At 66.1% G+C, this 16,641-nt stretch carries 19 protein-coding genes; 11 read left to right on the forward strand and 8 right to left on the reverse strand.

Annotated features, from left to right (window positions below; all coding sequences use genetic code 11):
• Positions 1 to 9: 9 nt before the first annotated feature.
• The 3 genes from coaBC to AC1ROK_RS07095 all read left to right on the forward strand — a co-directional run bounded on the left by coaBC (position 10) and on the right by AC1ROK_RS07095 (position 2,698).
• A complete protein-coding gene (gene coaBC / locus AC1ROK_RS07085) occupies positions 10 to 1,233 on the forward strand; it encodes a bifunctional phosphopantothenoylcysteine decarboxylase/phosphopantothenate--cysteine ligase CoaBC (protein WP_492845249.1) in 1,224 nt (407 codons plus the stop codon).
• Positions 1,233 to 2,177: a type I pantothenate kinase gene (gene coaA / locus AC1ROK_RS07090; RefSeq protein ID WP_492846361.1), complete on the forward strand. Its 945-nt coding sequence runs from the start codon at positions 1,233 to 1,235 to the stop codon at positions 2,175 to 2,177. The genes coaBC and coaA overlap by 1 nt, the downstream gene beginning before the upstream one ends.
• A gap of 65 nt (positions 2,178 to 2,242) precedes the next feature.
• Positions 2,243 to 2,698: a cyclic nucleotide-binding domain-containing protein gene (locus tag AC1ROK_RS07095; protein ID WP_492845251.1), complete on the forward strand. Its 456-nt coding sequence runs from the start codon at positions 2,243 to 2,245 to the stop codon at positions 2,696 to 2,698.
• 72 nt (positions 2,699 to 2,770) lie between these two features.
• Here the strand turns inward: AC1ROK_RS07095 and AC1ROK_RS07100 are convergent, their stop codons facing one another.
• Together AC1ROK_RS07100 and AC1ROK_RS07105 are read right to left on the reverse strand one after the other, a co-directional pair.
• A complete protein-coding gene (locus AC1ROK_RS07100) occupies positions 2,771 to 3,376 on the reverse strand; it encodes a helix-turn-helix transcriptional regulator (RefSeq protein WP_492845253.1) in 606 nt (201 codons plus the stop codon).
• Positions 3,324 to 4,187, reverse strand: coding sequence for a S1C family serine protease (locus AC1ROK_RS07105; RefSeq protein WP_492845255.1), 864 nt, complete (start codon positions 4,185 to 4,187; stop codon positions 3,324 to 3,326). The genes AC1ROK_RS07100 and AC1ROK_RS07105 overlap by 53 nt, the downstream gene beginning before the upstream one ends.
• Positions 4,188 to 4,324: 137 nt before the next feature.
• Here AC1ROK_RS07105 and AC1ROK_RS07110 point away from each other — a divergent pair, with 137 nt between their 5' ends.
• From AC1ROK_RS07110 to AC1ROK_RS07125, 4 genes are all read left to right on the forward strand, one after another.
• A complete protein-coding gene (locus AC1ROK_RS07110; protein ID WP_492845257.1) occupies positions 4,325 to 5,281 on the forward strand; it encodes a S1C family serine protease in 957 nt (318 codons plus the stop codon).
• A gap of 238 nt (positions 5,282 to 5,519) precedes the next feature.
• Positions 5,520 to 5,894 (forward strand): cupin domain-containing protein, encoded by a 375-nt coding sequence (locus AC1ROK_RS07115; RefSeq protein ID WP_492845259.1) that lies wholly within the window; start codon positions 5,520 to 5,522, stop codon positions 5,892 to 5,894.
• 105 nt (positions 5,895 to 5,999) lie between these two features.
• Positions 6,000 to 6,833 carry a sugar phosphate isomerase/epimerase gene (locus AC1ROK_RS07120; protein ID WP_492845261.1) on the forward strand — a complete coding sequence of 278 codons (834 nt, stop codon included), beginning with the start codon at positions 6,000 to 6,002 and terminating at the stop codon, positions 6,831 to 6,833.
• Positions 6,834 to 6,920: 87 nt separating this feature from the next.
• Positions 6,921 to 7,616, forward strand: a complete 696-nt coding sequence (locus tag AC1ROK_RS07125; protein WP_492845263.1) for a L,D-transpeptidase — start codon at positions 6,921 to 6,923, stop codon at positions 7,614 to 7,616.
• 65 nt (positions 7,617 to 7,681) lie between these two features.
• Here the strand turns inward: AC1ROK_RS07125 and AC1ROK_RS07130 are convergent, their stop codons facing one another.
• A complete protein-coding gene (locus AC1ROK_RS07130; RefSeq protein ID WP_492845265.1) occupies positions 7,682 to 7,903 on the reverse strand; it encodes a hypothetical protein in 222 nt (73 codons plus the stop codon).
• 132 nt (positions 7,904 to 8,035) lie between these two features.
• Here AC1ROK_RS07130 and AC1ROK_RS07135 point away from each other — a divergent pair, with 132 nt between their 5' ends.
• Positions 8,036 to 8,308: a hypothetical protein gene (locus AC1ROK_RS07135; RefSeq protein WP_492845267.1), complete on the forward strand. Its 273-nt coding sequence runs from the start codon at positions 8,036 to 8,038 to the stop codon at positions 8,306 to 8,308.
• A gap of 47 nt (positions 8,309 to 8,355) precedes the next feature.
• Here AC1ROK_RS07135 and AC1ROK_RS07140 read toward each other — a convergent pair whose 3' ends face one another.
• Both AC1ROK_RS07140 and AC1ROK_RS07145 read right to left on the reverse strand, forming a co-directional pair.
• The gene (locus AC1ROK_RS07140; protein ID WP_492845269.1) at positions 8,356 to 9,021 is read right to left on the reverse strand and encodes a YiaD family glycine zipper/OmpA-like lipoprotein; all 666 of its coding nucleotides are present in this window, start codon (positions 9,019 to 9,021) and stop codon (positions 8,356 to 8,358) included.
• A 131-nt stretch (positions 9,022 to 9,152) separates the two neighbouring features.
• Positions 9,153 to 9,923, reverse strand: a complete 771-nt coding sequence (locus AC1ROK_RS07145; protein ID WP_492845271.1) for an SDR family NAD(P)-dependent oxidoreductase — start codon at positions 9,921 to 9,923, stop codon at positions 9,153 to 9,155.
• Between the two features lie 169 nt (positions 9,924 to 10,092).
• Here AC1ROK_RS07145 and AC1ROK_RS07150 point away from each other — a divergent pair, with 169 nt between their 5' ends.
• Positions 10,093 to 11,100 (forward strand): endonuclease/exonuclease/phosphatase family protein, encoded by a 1,008-nt coding sequence (locus tag AC1ROK_RS07150; protein ID WP_492845273.1) that lies wholly within the window; start codon positions 10,093 to 10,095, stop codon positions 11,098 to 11,100.
• A gap of 78 nt (positions 11,101 to 11,178) precedes the next feature.
• Here the strand turns inward: AC1ROK_RS07150 and AC1ROK_RS07155 are convergent, their stop codons facing one another.
• The gene (locus tag AC1ROK_RS07155; RefSeq protein ID WP_492845275.1) at positions 11,179 to 12,504 is read right to left on the reverse strand and encodes a hypothetical protein; all 1,326 of its coding nucleotides are present in this window, start codon (positions 12,502 to 12,504) and stop codon (positions 11,179 to 11,181) included.
• 384 nt (positions 12,505 to 12,888) lie between these two features.
• Between AC1ROK_RS07155 and hemA the strand changes: the two genes are divergently transcribed.
• The gene (gene hemA, locus AC1ROK_RS07160; protein WP_492845277.1) at positions 12,889 to 14,169 is read left to right on the forward strand and encodes a 5-aminolevulinate synthase; all 1,281 of its coding nucleotides are present in this window, start codon (positions 12,889 to 12,891) and stop codon (positions 14,167 to 14,169) included.
• A 76-nt stretch (positions 14,170 to 14,245) separates the two neighbouring features.
• Here hemA and AC1ROK_RS07165 read toward each other — a convergent pair whose 3' ends face one another.
• Positions 14,246 to 14,845: a glyoxalase superfamily protein gene (locus AC1ROK_RS07165; protein WP_492845279.1), complete on the reverse strand. Its 600-nt coding sequence runs from the start codon at positions 14,843 to 14,845 to the stop codon at positions 14,246 to 14,248.
• Positions 14,846 to 15,021: 176 nt separating this feature from the next.
• Positions 15,022 to 15,735, reverse strand: a complete 714-nt coding sequence (locus tag AC1ROK_RS07170; protein WP_492845281.1) for a glyoxalase superfamily protein — start codon at positions 15,733 to 15,735, stop codon at positions 15,022 to 15,024.
• A 233-nt stretch (positions 15,736 to 15,968) separates the two neighbouring features.
• Between AC1ROK_RS07170 and maiA the strand changes: the two genes are divergently transcribed.
• A complete protein-coding gene (maiA, locus tag AC1ROK_RS07175; RefSeq protein ID WP_492845283.1) occupies positions 15,969 to 16,604 on the forward strand; it encodes a maleylacetoacetate isomerase in 636 nt (211 codons plus the stop codon).
• The last annotated feature ends 37 nt before the right edge of the window (positions 16,605 to 16,641 follow it).

Raw genomic sequence — 16,641 nt, forward strand, 5'->3', positions numbered from 1 at the left:
TCGCTCGGTATGAAACTGCAAAATCGGCGGGTGCTGCTGATCATCGGCGGCGGGATAGCTGCCTACAAGGTGCTGGAGCTGATCCGGCGGCTGCGTGACGAAGGCGCAAAGGTGCGCTGCGTGATGACGGCGGCAGCGGCCGAGTTCGTGACCCCGCTCTCGGTGGCGACGCTCAGCGCCGACCGGGTGTTCACCAACCTGTTCGACCGCAATGACGAGCACGATGTCGGCCATATCCGGCTGTCGCGCGAGGCTGATCTGATCGTGGTGGCGCCGGCGACGGCGGACCTGATGGCCAAGGTCGCGACCGGGGTAGCGAACGATCTCGCCAGCGCTGTACTGCTCGCGTCCGACAAGCCGGTGCTGATGGCGCCGGCGATGAACCCACTGATGTGGTCGGCGGCGCCGACCCGGCGGAACCACGCGACGTTGCTGGCCGACGGGGTACAGTTCATCGGGCCGAAATCCGGAGCGATGGCAGAAGCAGGCGAGGCCGGCGAAGGCCGGATGGCCGAACCGGCGGAAATCCTTGCGGCCATCGTTGGGCAATTGGCGCCGGCGAAGCCGCTGTCGGGCAAGACATTCATCGTCACTTCTGGGCCGACGCATGAGCCGATCGATCCGGTGCGCTACATTGCGAACCGTTCGTCGGGCAAACAGGGGCACGCCATTGCAGCAGCGTTGGCGAAGCTCGGGGCGAAGGTGCGGCTGATCAGCGGACCGGTATCGATCGCCGATCCTGATGGCGTCACCACCACGCATGTCGAGACGGCGCGCCAGATGCTGGCGGCCGTGGAAGGCGCCCTGCCCGCCGACGGCGCGGTGTTCGTTGCCGCGGTGGCGGACTGGCGGGTCGACAGCGTCGCAACCGACAAGATCAAGAAGCAGCCAGGAACGAGCGCTGTGCCCAACCTCAGCATGGTCGAGAACCCCGACATCCTCGCGACGGTGGGGCATCATCCCCAGCGCCCCGGGATCGTCGTCGGTTTCGCCGCCGAAACGCGCGACGTGGTGGCGAACGGCGAGGCCAAACTCAAACGCAAGGGCGCTGATCTGATCGTCGCCAACGACGTCTCGGCGGAAGGCGGCGCGATGGGCGGCAACCGCAACCGGGTGACGCTGCTGAGCGCTGCGGGCGCCGAAGCGTGGCCCGAGATGGATAAGCTTGAGGTGGCGGAGCGGCTCGCAATGGTGATCGCCGCGCGGCTCAACGGCGGGCCGACGCGCGCATGATGCAGCCGGCCGAACTCTCCCCCTACCACCATTTCAGCAAGGCGGAATGGGTGGCGTTGCGCGCCGACGAGCCGATGACGCTGAGCGCCGACGACGTGCTGCGGCTGCGCGCGCTCTCCGACCCGATCTCGCTTCAGGAGGCCGAGCAGGTCTATCTGCCGCTGGCGCGGCTCCTTTCGCTCTATGTCGAAGCGATCCAGGGGCTGCACCGGGTGTCGCAGCGCTTCCTCAACATCGGGGCGCCGAAGGTGCCGTTCATCATCGGCGTCGCGGGTTCGGTGGCGGTGGGCAAATCCACCACGGCGCGTATCCTGAGGGCGCTGCTGCAGCGCTGGCCATCGAGCCCGAAGGTCGATCTCGTCACTACCGACGGGTTCCTCCACCCCAATGCGGTGCTGATCGAACGTGGGCTGATGCGGCGCAAGGGCTTTCCGGAGAGTTTTAACCGGGCGCGGCTGGTGGCCTTCCTCGCGGCGGTGAAATCGGGAACGCCGGCGCTCGAAGTGCCGATCTACTCCCACCTCGTCTATGACGTGGTGCCGGGCGAGCACCTGATCGTCGACCAGCCGGACATTCTGATCGTCGAGGGGCTCAACATCCTGCAGCCGGGGGCCCCAGGCAAGGCCGGCGCGCCGATCCTCTATGCCTCGGACTTCATCGACTTCTCGATCTATATCGACGCCGACGCCGAGGATCTCGAAGCCTGGTATCTCGAACGCTTTTTCCGGCTCAGGGAGACGGCGTTCCGTAACCCGGACTCGTTCTTCAAGCGCTACGCCGACATGAGCAAGGACGAGGCGGGCAAGTTCGGGCTCGACAACTGGCGCTCGATCAACCTGCCCAACCTCATGGACAACATCGCGCCGACGCGGACACGCGCCGACCTGATCCTCAAGAAGGGCGGCGACCACCTGGTTGCCGACGTGCTGCTGCGCATGGTGTAGAATGGCCCTTCATGGCGCGCCCGCAACGGGTTAGGCTCCGGGGCCCATTCATGTGGGGATGAACCATGGCCAGCCTCCTGACACTCACCTATTCGTCGCCGACGCTCGATGTTGCCAAGGGCGAGGAGCTGGTCACCCAGGGTACGCCCGGACGCGATCTCTACGTACTGGAGAGCGGCAAGTTCGTGGTCGAGCGGAACGGGTTGGCGATCGCGACGATCGAGCATTCCGATGCGATGATCGGCGAGATGTCGGTGCTGCTCGGCCGGCCGCATAGCGCCACCGTCCGGGCCGAGCGCGACAGCAAGGTGCGGGTGGTGCGCGACGCCATGCGCATCCTCGAGAAGCACCCCGAGCTGGCGCTCCGGATCGCCCAGGTGCAGAGCCAGCGGCTCGACGCCACCTCAGCGCTGCTGGTGGAACTCAACCACGAGCATGTCGACAAGCCCGCCGAGCAGAACCTGATCGGCCGGATTTTTTCGACGCTGATGGCGCCGGGGAAGGCTCCGGGGTCGCATTAGGACTGCCTGATTGGCTGAGCCCCCTGTCCCTTCTCCCCTCAGGGGAGAGGAGACGAAGGCCACAGCGTTCAACTAGATCGCGACCAACCCTTCGCGCAGGATGATCGACACCGCGTCGGCGCGGTTGCGGGCGCCGAGCTTTTCGAGGATCGCGGTGACGTGGAATTTCGCCGTGTGCACCGAGATGTCGAGCGCACGGGCGATCACCTTGTTAGAGGCGCCGTCGACCAGCAGTTCCGCCACCTGGCGTTCGCGCTGGCTGAGCCGCGGCAAAAGCGACGCGGGCAGCCGCTCGTTGCCGGCGCGCTCGACCGTCTCGCGCTCCAGCGCATAGCCGGCGCCGATCAGCAGCGCGGCGGCGAGGATCAGCCCAGGATCGAGGCTGTCGATGGCGTTGCGGCGCGCTTCGTCGGCGCCGACGCGCAGCACACGATGCGCACCGGTGACGCCGCCCAGCGCAGCCGGGCGATCGGTGATGGTGACCGCCGCCTCTTCAGCGTCGGCCTCGTAAAGGTCATGACGGCCGGCGATCAGGGTGCGGAGCACCTGTTCAAGGGCCGGGTCGGTGAGATCGAAGGCGACGCCGAGGACCAGCCCGCCGAGGACGGACTGCCCAACCGAAGCTTCAGCTCCGCGGGCGTTCGCCGATAGTGATCTCGAGTTCCAATGCACTGCCACCGCGTTGCACTCCCAGGCTGATATTCTTACCGACGGTACCGGCGTTCAGGCGATCGGCGACGTCGCTGACCGAACGGACCTGGTCTCCACCCCATGTGGTGATTATGTCGCCAACAAGGAAGCCCCCATTGGCAGCCGGGCTCGCCGGCTCGAGCCCGACGACGATGGCGCCGCCATCCTGGCCCAGCGGATGGAGGCTGACGCCGAGCCAGCCGCGGGGAATATAGCCCTTTTCGCTGAGCGTTGCGACCGAGCGCGCGATGGTCGAAGCCGGAATGGCGATGGTGCGGCGGCGCGCGCCGGTGACGGCCATGCCGATCAGGCTGCCATCGGGCGCCACCACCGCGCCGCCCTCGCTGCGCGGCGACAGCCGAAGCCCGAGTGTGACGCGCGCATCGATCTCGCCGCCGCGCATGCTGCGCCAGGCCGAGCCGACCTCGGTGACCGAGGCGAGGCCCGACAGGACCGAGTCCTCACCGCGGCCGACCAGCACGGCCAACGAGCCTGGTACCGGCAGCGCGGCGTGAGCCCAGTCGGCAAACTCCGGGGTCTCGAGTTTCAGCAGCGCCACGTCGGTGCTGGGATCGCGGCCGATGATCTGGGCGGTGGCGAGCTTGCCGTCGGCGCCGAGCACGGCGATTTCGTCGTCGCCCTCCAGCACCTCATCGGCGGTGATGGCAAGGCCGGTACGCCAGATGAAGCCCGAGAGTTCGCGGCCATCGCGGCCCTGGAGGGCGATGATGCGGGGGGCGACGCTGGCGGTGAGCGCCGCGAGGGAAGCGGAAAGCGCCTGGAGTTCGGGGAAGGACATGTGAGTGGCCTTGTTGCGGATGCTGGCAGAGACTTGCGCCCGCACCCGGCGGCTCGAAAGCTCCCCATATGGGCAGGATCGCGGGAGGCCGGCGCAAAACCCACATTTGCTGCACCCGAAACTGCCGGAGCATCCCGATGGCTCAGCCCTTGCCCTTCCCCACTGATCAGCGCCTGCTCGATGTCTATTCCCTCACCGTTTCCGAGGTCGCCGAGACCGTCGGGCCGGCGGTGGGCATGGTGACGACGGACGGCAAGGGCCATGGCTCGGGCGTGGTGCTGTCGCAGGATGGGCTGGTGGTCACCAACTCGCATGTCGTCGGCACGCACAAGGATGTGCACCTGGCCCTGCCCGACGGACACCGGCTGGCCGGGCGGGTGCTCGGCGCCGATCCGGATACCGACCTTGCCATCCTCAAGGTCGATGGCAGCGCGCTGCCGATCGCGGCACTCGGCGACAGCAGCGGGCTGAAGCGCGGCCATATCGCGATCGCCATCGGCAATCCGCTGGGGTTCGAGTCGACGGTCACGGCCGGCGTCATCTCGGCGCTCGGGCGGAGCCTCCGTTCGCCGTCCGGGCGGCCGATCGAGGACGTGATCCAGACCGACGCGGCGCTCAATCCGGGGAACTCCGGGGGCGCGCTGGTCTCGAGCCTCGGCGAGGTGGTGGGGATCAGCACGGCGATGATTGCTGGAGCGCAAGGCATCTGCTTCGCGGTGGCCAGCAACACGGTGAAGCTGGTGCTGGGCGAAGTGCTGCAGCATGGCGGGGTGCGGCGGGCTTATCTCGGCGTCGCGGCCGACACGGTGAACCTGCCGCGTCGGGTGGCTGACGCCGCCCATGTCGGCACGCGGACCGCGGCGGTGCTGCACTCGATCGTCGGCGATGGTCCGGCGGCGCGGGCCGGGGTGCGCGAGGGCGATGTGCTCTTGAGCCTCGATGGTCGCCCGGTCGAGGGCCCGGGCCCGCTGCTGCGGATGCTCACCGCCGATGCGATCGGCCGACGGGTGCGGCTGCAGCTGTTGCGCCAGGGGCGGCTGCTCGAGCTGGATGTGGTGCTGACGCAGCGGCCGAGCGGGCCGGATGCGAAATAGGGCGCTGGCGCTCGGTCCCGCATCCTCCCACCGGCGTCATTCCCGCGCAGACGGGAACCTAGTTGAATCTCTCCAGGCCGGCGAACACTGAAACTTCCCACTGGATCCCCGCCTGCGCGGGGATGACGCCGGTGACTGGGCTCAGGACGTGGGCGGACCGATCGCTGTCACGCCCACCACCGTCTTGCTGCTGTGACGCCCGTTCACTACGGTGCGGCTGATTGGCGGAGGACATGTCATGGCGGCTGGGTGCAAGGTGATCCGGGGCGGCGAAGGCTTCCACGGCAAGCAGGGGCTCGACTATTTCGCCGGCGTTTCGGCGCAATCGGCCGGCGCCAAGGGCATCTGCATGCATATGGCGGTGATCCCGCCCGGCGCCGAAGCCAAGCCGCACTATCACGAGGCGCATGAGACAGCGATCTTCCAGATCGAGGGCTCGACCTCGTTCCGGCACGGGCCGAACCTCGAGTTCACCGATGTCGTGAACGAAGGCGACTATGTCTACATCCCAGCCGGCGTGCCGCATCAGCCGTTCAATCCGACCACCAGGATGGCGCGGGCCATCATCGCCCGAACCGACCCCAACGAGCAGGAAAGCGTGGTGCTGATCTAGTCGCCGTTGTTCGCCACTTTCCTCGATCCCGCCCAGTTTGTTTGTCGCGCCATCGAACCGGAAAAGTCCCACAACTTTTCCTGATCACGCTCCGGAAACTCCACGATGCAGAAACTCCTCGTCCTCCAATCGCTGTGGACCATGATCGGCCTCAAGGGCGCGCCGCGCGAGCGCTCGCTCGAGGCCAATATCGAGATCATCGCCAATGCCGGGTTCGATGGCTTCGGCACCCAGTGGATCGATCCCGAGGTGGCGCAGCGGGCGGGCCGGCTGGCGAAATCCGCCGGGCTGGTGGTCGAGGGCCTCTGCTTTCCCACCGATATCGACAGCCTCCTGCCGGTGCTCGAATGGGGCGCGGCCTATGGCGTGCACCACATCAACATCCAGCCCAACCTCCGCCCGCGGACGCTGGCCGAGGCGGTGCGGGTGGCGGAGGGCTGGCTCAAGCTTTCCGAGCAGGTGCCGTTCCCGGTCTATGTCGAGACGCATCGCGACCGGATGACCAACGACCTGCACTTCACCCTCGACCTGATCGGCGCCCTCCCCGAGCTGAAGCTGCTCGGCGACCTGTCGCACTATGTGGTCGGCCGCGAGATCGCCCTGCCGGTGTCGGCGGAAATCGAGGCGCAGATGACAACGATCCTCGAGCATTGCTGGGCCTTCCACGGCCGCATCGCCAGCAGCGAGCAGGTGCAGCTGCCGCTGTCGTTCCCCCAGCACGCACCCTGGCTCGAGCAGTTTGGCACTTGGTGGCGCAACGGCTTCGCCGACTGGAAAAGCCGCGCCGACCCGGATGCGGAGCTGAGCTTCCTCTGCGAGCTCGGCCCGCAGCCCTACGCCATCGCCGGCGCCGACGGGACCGACCTCACCGACCGCTGGGCAGAGTCGCTGCAGCTGCGTGACCTGGCGCGAGCGGCGTGGGGCCGAACGATAAATTGATCGACAGCCAGCTTGCCGCAGCCATAATGGTGCGCAAGCTGAAGTAGTAATCCGTTCTGGTGGGCAGCCTTTCAGGGGGCCGGTTCCGTGCAGACAAAGACGATCGGCAATAACGGCCCGTCGCGGCGGGCCTTTATCTTGGGTGCGGCGAGTTTCGGCGGGCTGGCGCTGGCGGGTTGCTCGACCACCATCGGCAATCGGCAGGTGACGGTGCCCAACCTGTTGCCCGCGATCATCTCGCCCTATTACCTCGATATCTACGGCGCCCTGCCAAACGAGAAGTTCCCCGTACCGGCAGTCGACCTCAACAAGGTCGAGCAGCGTCACCTCAGAACCGAAGTGGACGATCCCACCGGCGAGAAGCCGGGCACCATCGTGGTCGAGACCTCGGCGCGCTACCTTTACCTGGTGCAGGACAACGGCACCGCCATCCGCTACGGCGTCGGCATCGGGCGTGACGGCTTCACCTGGTCGGGACGCGGCAATATCGGGCGCAAGGCGCAGTGGCCGACCTGGTATCCGCCGGCCTCGATGATGGAGCGGCAGCCCGAGACGCGCGAGTTCGCCGGCGGCATGCCCGGCAGCATCAACAATCCGCTGGGCGCACGGGCGATGTACATCTACCGCAACGGCGTCGACACCATCTACCGGATCCACGGCACGCGCGAGTACTGGAGCATCGGCAAGGCGGTGTCGTCGGGCTGCGTGCGGCTGATCAACCAGGACGTGATCGATCTCTACTCACGCGTGTCGGTGGGCACGCCCATCATCGTGCGGGCTTAGTTGAGTGAAGGCCACGATGCCGCACTCCTCCTGGGCGGGGGAGACGGGCGTCGAGCTGGCCTTGATCAGTTCAGCTTGCGGGTCGTCGCCTTTGGCACCGGGCAGTTCATCTTGCCGGTGAACGGATCGAGGGTGCAGGTCGGCCAGATGTGGCAGTTCAGCTTCTTGGTGAACGGGTCAAGCGTGCAGTTGGGCGGAATGCTGTCGCCGTTGTTGCGCTCGGCTAAGGCGGGCGCAGCGCCAAGGGCGGTGACGAGAACGGCGGAAAGCAGAGCGATGCGGAGCATGGTCTTGGTCCTCTCGGCTGGTTCTATGGTTCCTAGCGTGTGCTGGGTCGACTGAATGGGCGCTGAGGGGCGCGTTCAGGGAACCAAAGCCTGAGGGACACACTTGTTCGATCGCTATCGGAGGGAGAGGCGATGAGTGCCGACGTGAGACGAACGCCCAAGGTGGCGCGAGTGGATCAATTGATCGACGAGAACGGCCAGCCGATCTCGCTGCCGGAGAATTCGACTTTGCAGGTGACGCGCGATGTCGAGGAGACGGTCGGCGGCACCGGCCCGACCAACTGGTGGAAGCGCGGGCTGATCGGGGTGGGGATCGTGGTGGTGATCCTGCTCGCTTTCCAGCTGCTTGCCAGCAATACCCGGTCGCCGGTGACCGCCCCTGCCGCGACACCTGCCGCGCAATGAGAAAGGCCCGGGACGCGCCCGGGCCTTCAATCGGAGAATTGCCGAACTCAGCCCTGGATGGGCGAGAGCTGGATTTCGACGCGGCGGTTCTGCGCGCGGCCCGACTCAGTGCCGTTGGAGGCGATCGGATCCTCCTCGCCCTTGCCGGTGATGTAGAAGCGGCGCTGGTCGACGCCCTGGCTGGCGAGGACAGTCGCCACGGCCGTGGCGCGCTTCTGGCTCAACTCCAGGTTGTAGGTGTCCGAACCCTGCGAGTCGGTGTGGCCGTAGACGTCGATGACCGTCTTGTTGAACTTCTTCAGCACCAGGCCGACCGAGACCAGGGTCTCGCTGAACTTGGGCTGCACCGTCGCCGAGTCGGTGGCGAAGGTGATGTTGGAAGGCATATTGAGGATGATCTGCTGGCCGACGCGGGTCACCGAAACGCCGGTGCCCTGCAACTGGGCGCGGAGCTCGGCTTCCTGCTGATCCATGTAGTTGCCGATCATGCCGCCGGTGAGGCCGCCGACGCCGGCGCCAATCAGCGCTGCGACACGCGGGTCAGCGCCGGTCGCTGCACCGATAATGCCGCCGACCACCGCGCCGCCGCCCGCACCGAGCAGCGCGCCGCCAGTGGTGTTCGAGAGCTGGCTCTGGCCGGTATATGGATTGACCGAAGTACAGGCGCTCAGCGACAGGGCCGCGAGCCCGGCGATCAGAATCTTGGATTTCATTCACGTCCCCCGTAGGTGTGGCGCACGTTCTCGCCACCGATTGCGGCAGCAAGGTGTTCGCCTCGCCGCCTTTGCCCGCGGCGAGACTAGATCAGGAAGGCGCCGTATTGAAGCGGTCGTTTACCGGCCGATCAGCCGTGCGCCCAGCCGCCATCGACGATGAAGTCCTGTGCAGAAATCATCTTGGAATCGTCCGCTGCGAGGAACAGCACCATGCGGGCGATATCCTCGGGGTAGAGCCGGCCCTTCAGCGCCTGCTGCTGATCGAGCGAGGCAAGCGCCTCGGGAGTGGCCCAGAGCGAGAGTTGACGCTCGGTCATGATCCAACCCGGCACCAGCGTGTTCACCCGCACGCCATGCTGGCCATATTCCTTGGCCATCGAGCGCGACATGCCATGCATGGCGGCCTTGGCGGCGGTGTAGACGGTGAGCTGCGCCGACAGCGTCATCCAGCTGACCGAGCCGAAATTGATGATCGAACCACGGTTGGCGGCAACCATACCCGGCGCCACGGCCTGCGCCGCAAAGAAAGCGTGCTTCAGGTTGACGGCGATGCGCTTGTCCCAATCCTCGGAGCTGACATCGGCGATATCGTGCCGGTGGTCGTTGGCCGCGTTGTTGACCAGCGCCAGGGTCGGGCCATGCGCCGCCTCAAAACCCTTGATGGCTGCCTGGTAGGCGGCAATGTCGGTGACGTCGCAGCGGGTGAACTTCACTGTGCCGCCGGCTGCGTTCAGCTCGGCCGCCAGCTTGTCGCCCGCCTCGCCGGCAATATCGACGAACCCGACTTTCGAGCCCTGTGCGGCGAAGGCGCGGACCATGCCCTCGCCGATGCCCGAGGCGCCGCCGGAGATGATCACCGGCATGCCCTTCAGGCTGGGATAGGTTGCATATTCAGACACGAAGAACCCCCGGGAAACAGTTGTTGGCGGGGGATTTAGCGTGAGGAAAGTCGCCCGACAAGGCGACTTCCGTACGCGGCGGTACGTGGGCACACGATTTGTCACCGGCACGACATATCGGCTGGCTAGTGGAGCACTTCCCCTCCTCGCTCACGAAGTACCAACGCCCATGTCTCCCGATTCCGTCAAACCCGCCCAGATCGCTCTGCTGGAAGGCCCGCCGCAGGCCGAGCGTGACCGGCTGGATGCGCTGCAGCGGACCGAGGCCAACCATGCCGAAGCCCTCGCCGGTCTCGCCTGCCTGCAGCGTGTCGAAGCGCCTGTGGCCGAACGCAGCGAGGTGCTGGCCTTCCCGTTGACCGTCGCCGCCTGGAACCTCGAGCGCTGCTACAATGTCGAGAAATCCGCCGCAGTCCTGGGGCGCGAAGGCGCCGAGCTGGTGCTGCTGTCGGAAGTCGATAACGGCATGGCGCGGACCGGGCAAAGGCACACCTCACGCGACATCGCGGCCGAGCTTGGCATGAACTACGCCTTCGGGGTCGAGTTCCTGGAACTGGAGCTCGGCGCCGAGGTGGAGCTCGAGTTCTGCAAAGACGATTTCAATCGCCACGGCTTCCATGGCAACGCGCTGCTGTCGAAAGCGGTGCTGCAGGCGCCGGTGATGATCCGGCTCGAGCCGCACGGGCACTGGTTCACCCCCGAAAGCCCGGCCCGCCGGGTGGGCACGCGTTGCGCCATCGCGACGGCAGTGCTCACCACCGAGGGGCCGCTCTACGCCGTATCGGTGCATCTCGAGAACCGCGGCGACGCTGGATATCGCGAGGCGCAGGTGAAGCGCCTCATCGATGCGATCGACGAGCTCTCCGGTGATACGCCCGTGATCATTGGCGGCGACCTCAACACCGGGCTCGCCGATGGCGGCGATTTCGAGAAGGAGACGCTGTTCGCCCACGCCTATGGCCGCGGCTTCGAGCGGCATGGCGGGCCGATCGGCCAGACCACGACGCGGCCGAGCCGCGTCAGCCGCAGCCCCCGCGGCACCTGGAAGCTCGACTGGTTCCTGACGCGCGGACTGCTGGTGGAGGAGAGCCGGATCGTGCCGTCGCTGGCCGAAGATGGCGAAGTGCTGTCGGACCACGACATGGTGGTGGCGAAGCTGGGTGGGTTCAGGGGCTGAGCTTAGCCACAGCCAACGGCCTACCTTCTCCCCTTGCGGGAGAAGGCTACTACTGAGGCGCCGGTCTAGACCCTCAGTTCAGACCGTGTCGTCCTCGACGATCACCTTGCCGGTCGGGGCGACGTCCATCGCTTCGACCTTGAGCAGCAGCTGCTCGATCTTTTCGACGTTGGCGATGTGGCGGGTTTCCATCGAGAAGTTCAGCGTGATGTACTCACGGCCCGGACAGAAGGTGCAGATATTGGCGGCCGGGTGCCAGGCGCCGCAATAGATCGGCTCCATCATGCCGTGGGTCATAGGGCCGTAGGTGCGGTGCGGCGGCACCAGGGTCAGCACCACGTGGATGCCGCCGTTGAAACGCCAGAAGCGCTTGCCCGGCAGAAACGGCAGCGCGCGGTTGAGGGCGCGCAGCGAGCGGAACATCGAGTTCATCATCACCTGGAACTTGGTGATGTCCTTCTTCTCGATCTTGTCGATGGTGTCGTCGACCTTGCGGACATAGGCGACGAAATCGTCGATCACTTCGAACTTGGCTTCCAGCGCGCGGACGCGGAAGAAGTCGTCATCGGCATCGTGGCGCTTGCCGTCGAGCATGGTGTAGGCGGCGCCGATCACCTTTTTCGACATGTGCCGCTCTTCGCCCTCGCCGTTCAGCGCGTGGGTAACGAGCGCGAACATCAGAGAGCGCTGGCGCACGCCGAGCTTGTTGGCGAGGAGCCGCAGCCGGTGACGCTTCAACGCCAGCGTCTTGAAGCCCCAGGGCTTTTCCGCCGGAGCAAGGATGTTGGCGAGGGTCACGTACATGAAGGTCATGCCCCAGCCGCGGAGCGTGCCCTTGATGCGGGCGCCGAGCCCGACCTTGTTGGATTTGTCGCTCATCACGCCGTGGCCGGCGGAAGCCGAGCGGGTGAGGAGCGCCGAGTCGGAGCCTTCGAGCAGCGCGTGGCTCGAGCGCACCTGGATCATCGAGGCACGGCCCATCTCGTCGGGGCCACCACGACGGACCACGGCGGAAACGCGGAACAGCGGCAGGTCGTCACGCTCGAAGATGTCGGGCGATTTCGACACCCACTTGTCCGGATAGCCGTCGAACTCGTCGACTTCCTCGACATGGGTGATGGCATCGAGCAGGTGTTTCGGGAACGGCTGGCCCGGGCGGGCGCCGACGAAGCCGTGGCTCAGCTGCGGGGCCAGCGCCACCATGTCGGCGACCAGATTGCCCAGCGTTTCCTTGTCGAAATGCGACTTCGAAGCAGCGGTGAAGAACACCGTGTCGCGCGCCTCGTAGAGGAACCACTGGAAATCGGTGAACAGCGCCTGCGGGTGCTTGTTGACGGCGGCAAGCGCCAGGTCGAGCACTTCGGCATGGTCGTTGGCGAAGCTGGACGAAGAGAAGCTCTTCATGGCGGATCCCCCTGTTTCCGTAAGGTTGATACTAGCGGACGCCGGAACCGGGTCAACGGAAAGGCATCGGGGCCGTTAATCCCACGTCGCAACGGCCAGTGCGAGCGCAGTGACACGATAGCGCTGAACCCATTCTGAACGGAGAATATCATCAGTCGGATAAGGCGGATGCGACGAGCGGCGCACATCTGTTGATTGGCACCGGGGGCGGCATTGTTTAGGATGGTTCCAAGCTGCACCGGCAAGCTGCAGCCCGGCCAATGACTTGTATAAGCCGCCGCGCGGCGAATTGACCTATGTCAAAGCCAGAGTCCGGGGAATAGCTATCTCCTTGGCCGGTAAGGTCGCCAGCAGGCGAAAGGCCTGCGCTTTGAGAGTGGAATTATGGACTATCGCGGGTTTTTCGAGGACGCCGTCGACACCTTGCGGCAGGAAAAGCGCTATCGCGTTTTCGCCGATCTCGAACGGATCGCCGGGCGTTTCCCCCGAGCGATCTTTCGGGACAATGCCGACAACCAGCGCGAGATCACCATCTGGTGCTCGAACGATTATCTCGGCATGGGCCAGCACCCGGTTACCATAGCCGCCATGCAGGATACCGCGGCGCGGCTCGGCGTTGGCGCCGGCGGCACGCGCAACATCTCCGGTACCAACCGACCGCTGGTCGAGCTCGAACGTTCGCTTGCTGACCTGCATCGCAAGGAAGCGGCGCTGGTGTTCACCTCGGGGTTCGTCTCCAACGAGGCCGCGATCTCGACCATCGCGCGGCTGCTCCCCGAATGCGTGATCTTCTCGGACCAGCTCAACCACGCCTCGATGATCCAGGGCGTGCGGCAGTCGGGCATGGAAAAGAAGATCTTCCGCCACAATGACGTAGCGCATCTGCGTGAGCTCCTGGCGTCGGTCGATCGCAAGCGGCCCAAGCTGATCGTCTTCGAGTCGGTGTACTCGATGGATGGCGACGTGGCGCCGATCGCCGAGATCTGCGACCTCGCCGAAGAATTCGGCGCGCTCACCTATATCGATGAAGTGCACGCAGTGGGCATGTATGGCCCGCGCGGCGGCGGCATTGCCGATCGCGACGGCCTGATGGGCCGCATCGACATCATCGAGGGGACGCTGGCCAAGGGCTTTGGCGTGATGGGCGGCTACGTTGCCGCCAACCAGGCGATCATCGACGCGATCCGCTCTTATGCGCCGGAGTTCATCTTCACTACCGCCCTGCCCCCGGCGCTGTGTGCCGCGGCGCGCGCCTCGATCGAGCACCTCAAGGTCTCCTCGGTGGAACGCGACGGCCAGCAGCGCCAGGCGCAACTGACCAAGGACATCCTGGGCGATGCCGGCCTGCCGGTGCTGAAGACCGACACCCATATCGTGCCGGTGATCGTGGGCGACGCGCGCCTCTGCAAGGCAGCGAGCGACATGCTGCTGGAAAAGCACAACATCTACATCCAGCCGATCAACTACCCCACCGTGCCCAAGGGCACGGAGCGGCTGCGCATCACGCCGACGCCGCTCCACACCGATGAGATGATCATCGAACTCCGCCATGCGCTGGTCAGCGTCTGGGCCAGCCTCGAGTTGCCGCGCGAACGCCCGACGGCCAGGGTCAGCTCGAACAAGCTGATCAGCGGGGACCTGACGCTCACTGGCGCCGGCGGCTGATCGCCCATCGAACTCTCCCCGAGCGCCAGCTTGCCTTCTCCCCTTGCGGGAGAAGGCGCTCGCCGAGAGGCTCTAGCTAAACCACCTCTTCCAGCCGAAACCCGCGCGCCCAGATTTCGCCGCCGCCTGCCAGTTGCAGGCCGTAGCGGATCAGTGCGGCCGTTTCCGGCACCGCCATCACCACTTCGCGGCCGGTCCAGCCGAAATCGCCGCGCGCCGGGGTGTTGGCCACATTGATCGGGCGGCCGTCGGCGGCGTCGAGCTTCAGCCAGATGGCACCGCGTTCCACCGCTTTGCCCATCAGTTCGGCGCCGAGCCGAATGGTCTTGCCGCGCCAGGCGTCGGCCGAGATGGTGCGCATCAGGCCGCCGAACTCATCGACGTCGACGATGTCGTTGGGGCTGGTCGAGGCGACCCGCAGAGCGCCCGGCAGGTCGGGATCGAGCCCGGCGCGATAGGCATTGCCGCGGCCGATGCCGGTGACGGTCCAGCCATGCGGCAGCGCCGGCGGCTGCGCTTCAGCGTTGATGCGGGCGGCGAGTGTGTTCCAGTCGGCAAAACCGAACTGCAACGCCACCAGCTCGAGGCAGTCGGAGTGGCTGAGTTCGAGTTTTCTGTCGGCAAGGCCCTGGCGAAGCGTGCGGGCCATCTGCTTGGCATCAAGGAAACTGTGCATGGTCTGAACCTTTCGCCGGGCAGCAAGAAGAGTCAGTGCTCGCATTGCTGACGGCTTGCCCGAGGTCAAACCACAAGGATGAAGTCGCGCGGTTCACCGTCCCCAAGGGGGTGCGAGCGGCAGGCTGCACGGGCCTGCCACTCAGTCTCACCTTCGGCGCTGCGAAGTCAACTGGCTCAGGCCGTTGGCTGTTCGCCGCCGAAGTCGAGGTTGGTCGGGCGGCTGAGGTAGCGGGGCCCTGGCTCGGTGGTGGCAACGTCCAGTCCTACCGGTTCAAGGTTGAAGCGCCGGGCCCAGACCTTGCCGCTTCCCCGCAAGAAAAAGCCGTAATGGATGGTCGCTGCTGCCTCGGGCACCTCGAGCACGACTTGGCGCTCGGTCCAGCCGACGGTGCCGGCGAGCGGGCCGCCGGGGCGCTGCATCAGGTTGTCGAAATGCAGGTACCGTCCCTCGGGCGGATCGACGCGCATCCAGAGCGTCGCGGTCTCGGCGTGTTCGGTGCGCAGTTCCGCCGTGAGCCGCAGCCGGCGGCCACGCCAGGGGGCGGCGAGAATCGACTGCATCAGCACTGCCGTCTCACCGGAAGCGCGGTCGATCGCCTCGTCACGATCCGGGCGGCTTTCGATCAAGGCGGTGCCCGGCGCCCGTGGGTCGATGCCAAGGCGATAGTTGCCCTCATTGGTGTGGCCGGCGACATGCCAGCCAGACGGCAGGTCGAGCGGCTTCAGCTGCGCCGCCTCGATGCGTGCCGACAGCATGTTCCAGTTGGCGAAGCCATACTGGCGAGCGACGAGTTCGAGCGCGTCGGAGTGCGAAATCTCCTGGCCGCGTTCGGCGAGGGCCTGTCGCAGCGCCTTGGCCATATGCTTGGAATCGAGAAAGGAATGCATGGTCTGATCCTCTGGCGGACAGCGCGTAGGGTCAGTGCTCGCATTGCCGACGGGCTGTCCGTTAAGGGCTCAAACCCGGCTTTGACAGTAGTGCATTCACCTTGCCCGTGCGGGCGCGAGCGGCGGGCTGCACCAGCCCTGCCGCTAAGATATCGGCGCCGTCGAGTCTGTCAAACCGTGGCGAGCCTGCAAACCGCTGGATTGTGACAACGGCTGCAGCCAAGCTTGTCGGCATGCAGCTCCGTCTCCATTCCCGCTATCAGAACTCCGCCGGCCAGCGTGTGCGGATCGTGCTCAACCTCAAGGGCATCGGCTACGAATACGTGCCGGTGCCCTCGGCCAGCTCCCCCGAATACCGCGCCATCAACCCGCAGGGGCTGATGCCGGCGCTGGAGATCGATGGACGCATCGTGGCGCAGTCGCTGGCGATCATCGGGCTGATCGAGGAACTCTATCCCGACCCGCCGCTGCTGCCGGCCGACCCACTCGATCGGGCGGAGGCGCGGGCCTTCGCGCTGTTGATCGCGGCCGACGTGCATCCGATCAACAACAATCGGGTGCGCAAGTATCTCGCCGGTCCGATGGGCGCCAGCGAGGCGCAGATCGACGGCTGGTACCGGCACTGGATCGCCGCGGCTTTCGAGAGCCTCGAGACGGCGTTGGCGCGCCGCATCCGCGCCACCCGCTACGGCTTCACCGACACGCCCGGGCTCGCCGAAGCCTGCCTCGTGCCGCAGATGGCCAATGCTCGCCGCTTCGGCTGTGACCTCGCCCCTTACCCGCTGCTCGAGGCACTCGACGCGTCCTGCCGCGACCTGCCGGCGTTCGTCGCGGCCCGGCCGGAGACGCAGGTGGATTATCCGGGGTAGGTTGTCCACACCTGCGAACGGCGCTGAAATGGCAAAC

This window comes from Devosia sp. GW821-FHT12F11 (assembly GCF_058806655.1).

Bases quoted from the DNA above. Each gene is read 5' to 3' on its own strand.
- AC1ROK_RS07135 (WP_492845267.1), top strand. From the start codon at position 8,036: ATGAGTGCCGACGTGAGACGAACGCCCAAGGTGGCGCGAGTGGATCAA.
- maiA (WP_492845283.1), top strand. From the start codon at position 15,969: ATGCAGCTCCGTCTCCATTCCCGCTATCAGAACTCCGCCGGCCAGCGT.
- AC1ROK_RS07115 (WP_492845259.1), top strand. From the start codon at position 5,520: ATGGCGGCTGGGTGCAAGGTGATCCGGGGCGGCGAAGGCTTCCACGGC.
- hemA (WP_492845277.1), top strand. From the start codon at position 12,889: ATGGACTATCGCGGGTTTTTCGAGGACGCCGTCGACACCTTGCGGCAG.
- AC1ROK_RS07155 (WP_492845275.1), bottom strand. From the start codon at position 12,504: ATGAAGAGCTTCTCTTCGTCCAGCTTCGCCAACGACCATGCCGAAGTG.
- AC1ROK_RS07120 (WP_492845261.1), top strand. From the start codon at position 6,000: ATGCAGAAACTCCTCGTCCTCCAATCGCTGTGGACCATGATCGGCCTC.
- AC1ROK_RS07095 (WP_492845251.1), top strand. From the start codon at position 2,243: ATGGCCAGCCTCCTGACACTCACCTATTCGTCGCCGACGCTCGATGTT.
- coaA (WP_492846361.1), top strand. From the start codon at position 1,233: ATGCAGCCGGCCGAACTCTCCCCCTACCACCATTTCAGCAAGGCGGAA.
- coaBC (WP_492845249.1), top strand. From the start codon at position 10: ATGAAACTGCAAAATCGGCGGGTGCTGCTGATCATCGGCGGCGGGATA.
- AC1ROK_RS07170 (WP_492845281.1), bottom strand. From the start codon at position 15,735: ATGCATTCCTTTCTCGATTCCAAGCATATGGCCAAGGCGCTGCGACAG.
- AC1ROK_RS07110 (WP_492845257.1), top strand. From the start codon at position 4,325: ATGGCTCAGCCCTTGCCCTTCCCCACTGATCAGCGCCTGCTCGATGTC.
- AC1ROK_RS07165 (WP_492845279.1), bottom strand. From the start codon at position 14,845: ATGCACAGTTTCCTTGATGCCAAGCAGATGGCCCGCACGCTTCGCCAG.
- AC1ROK_RS07140 (WP_492845269.1), bottom strand. From the start codon at position 9,021: ATGAAATCCAAGATTCTGATCGCCGGGCTCGCGGCCCTGTCGCTGAGC.
- AC1ROK_RS07130 (WP_492845265.1), bottom strand. From the start codon at position 7,903: ATGCTCCGCATCGCTCTGCTTTCCGCCGTTCTCGTCACCGCCCTTGGC.
- AC1ROK_RS07105 (WP_492845255.1), bottom strand. From the start codon at position 4,187: ATGTCCTTCCCCGAACTCCAGGCGCTTTCCGCTTCCCTCGCGGCGCTC.
- AC1ROK_RS07150 (WP_492845273.1), top strand. From the start codon at position 10,093: ATGTCTCCCGATTCCGTCAAACCCGCCCAGATCGCTCTGCTGGAAGGC.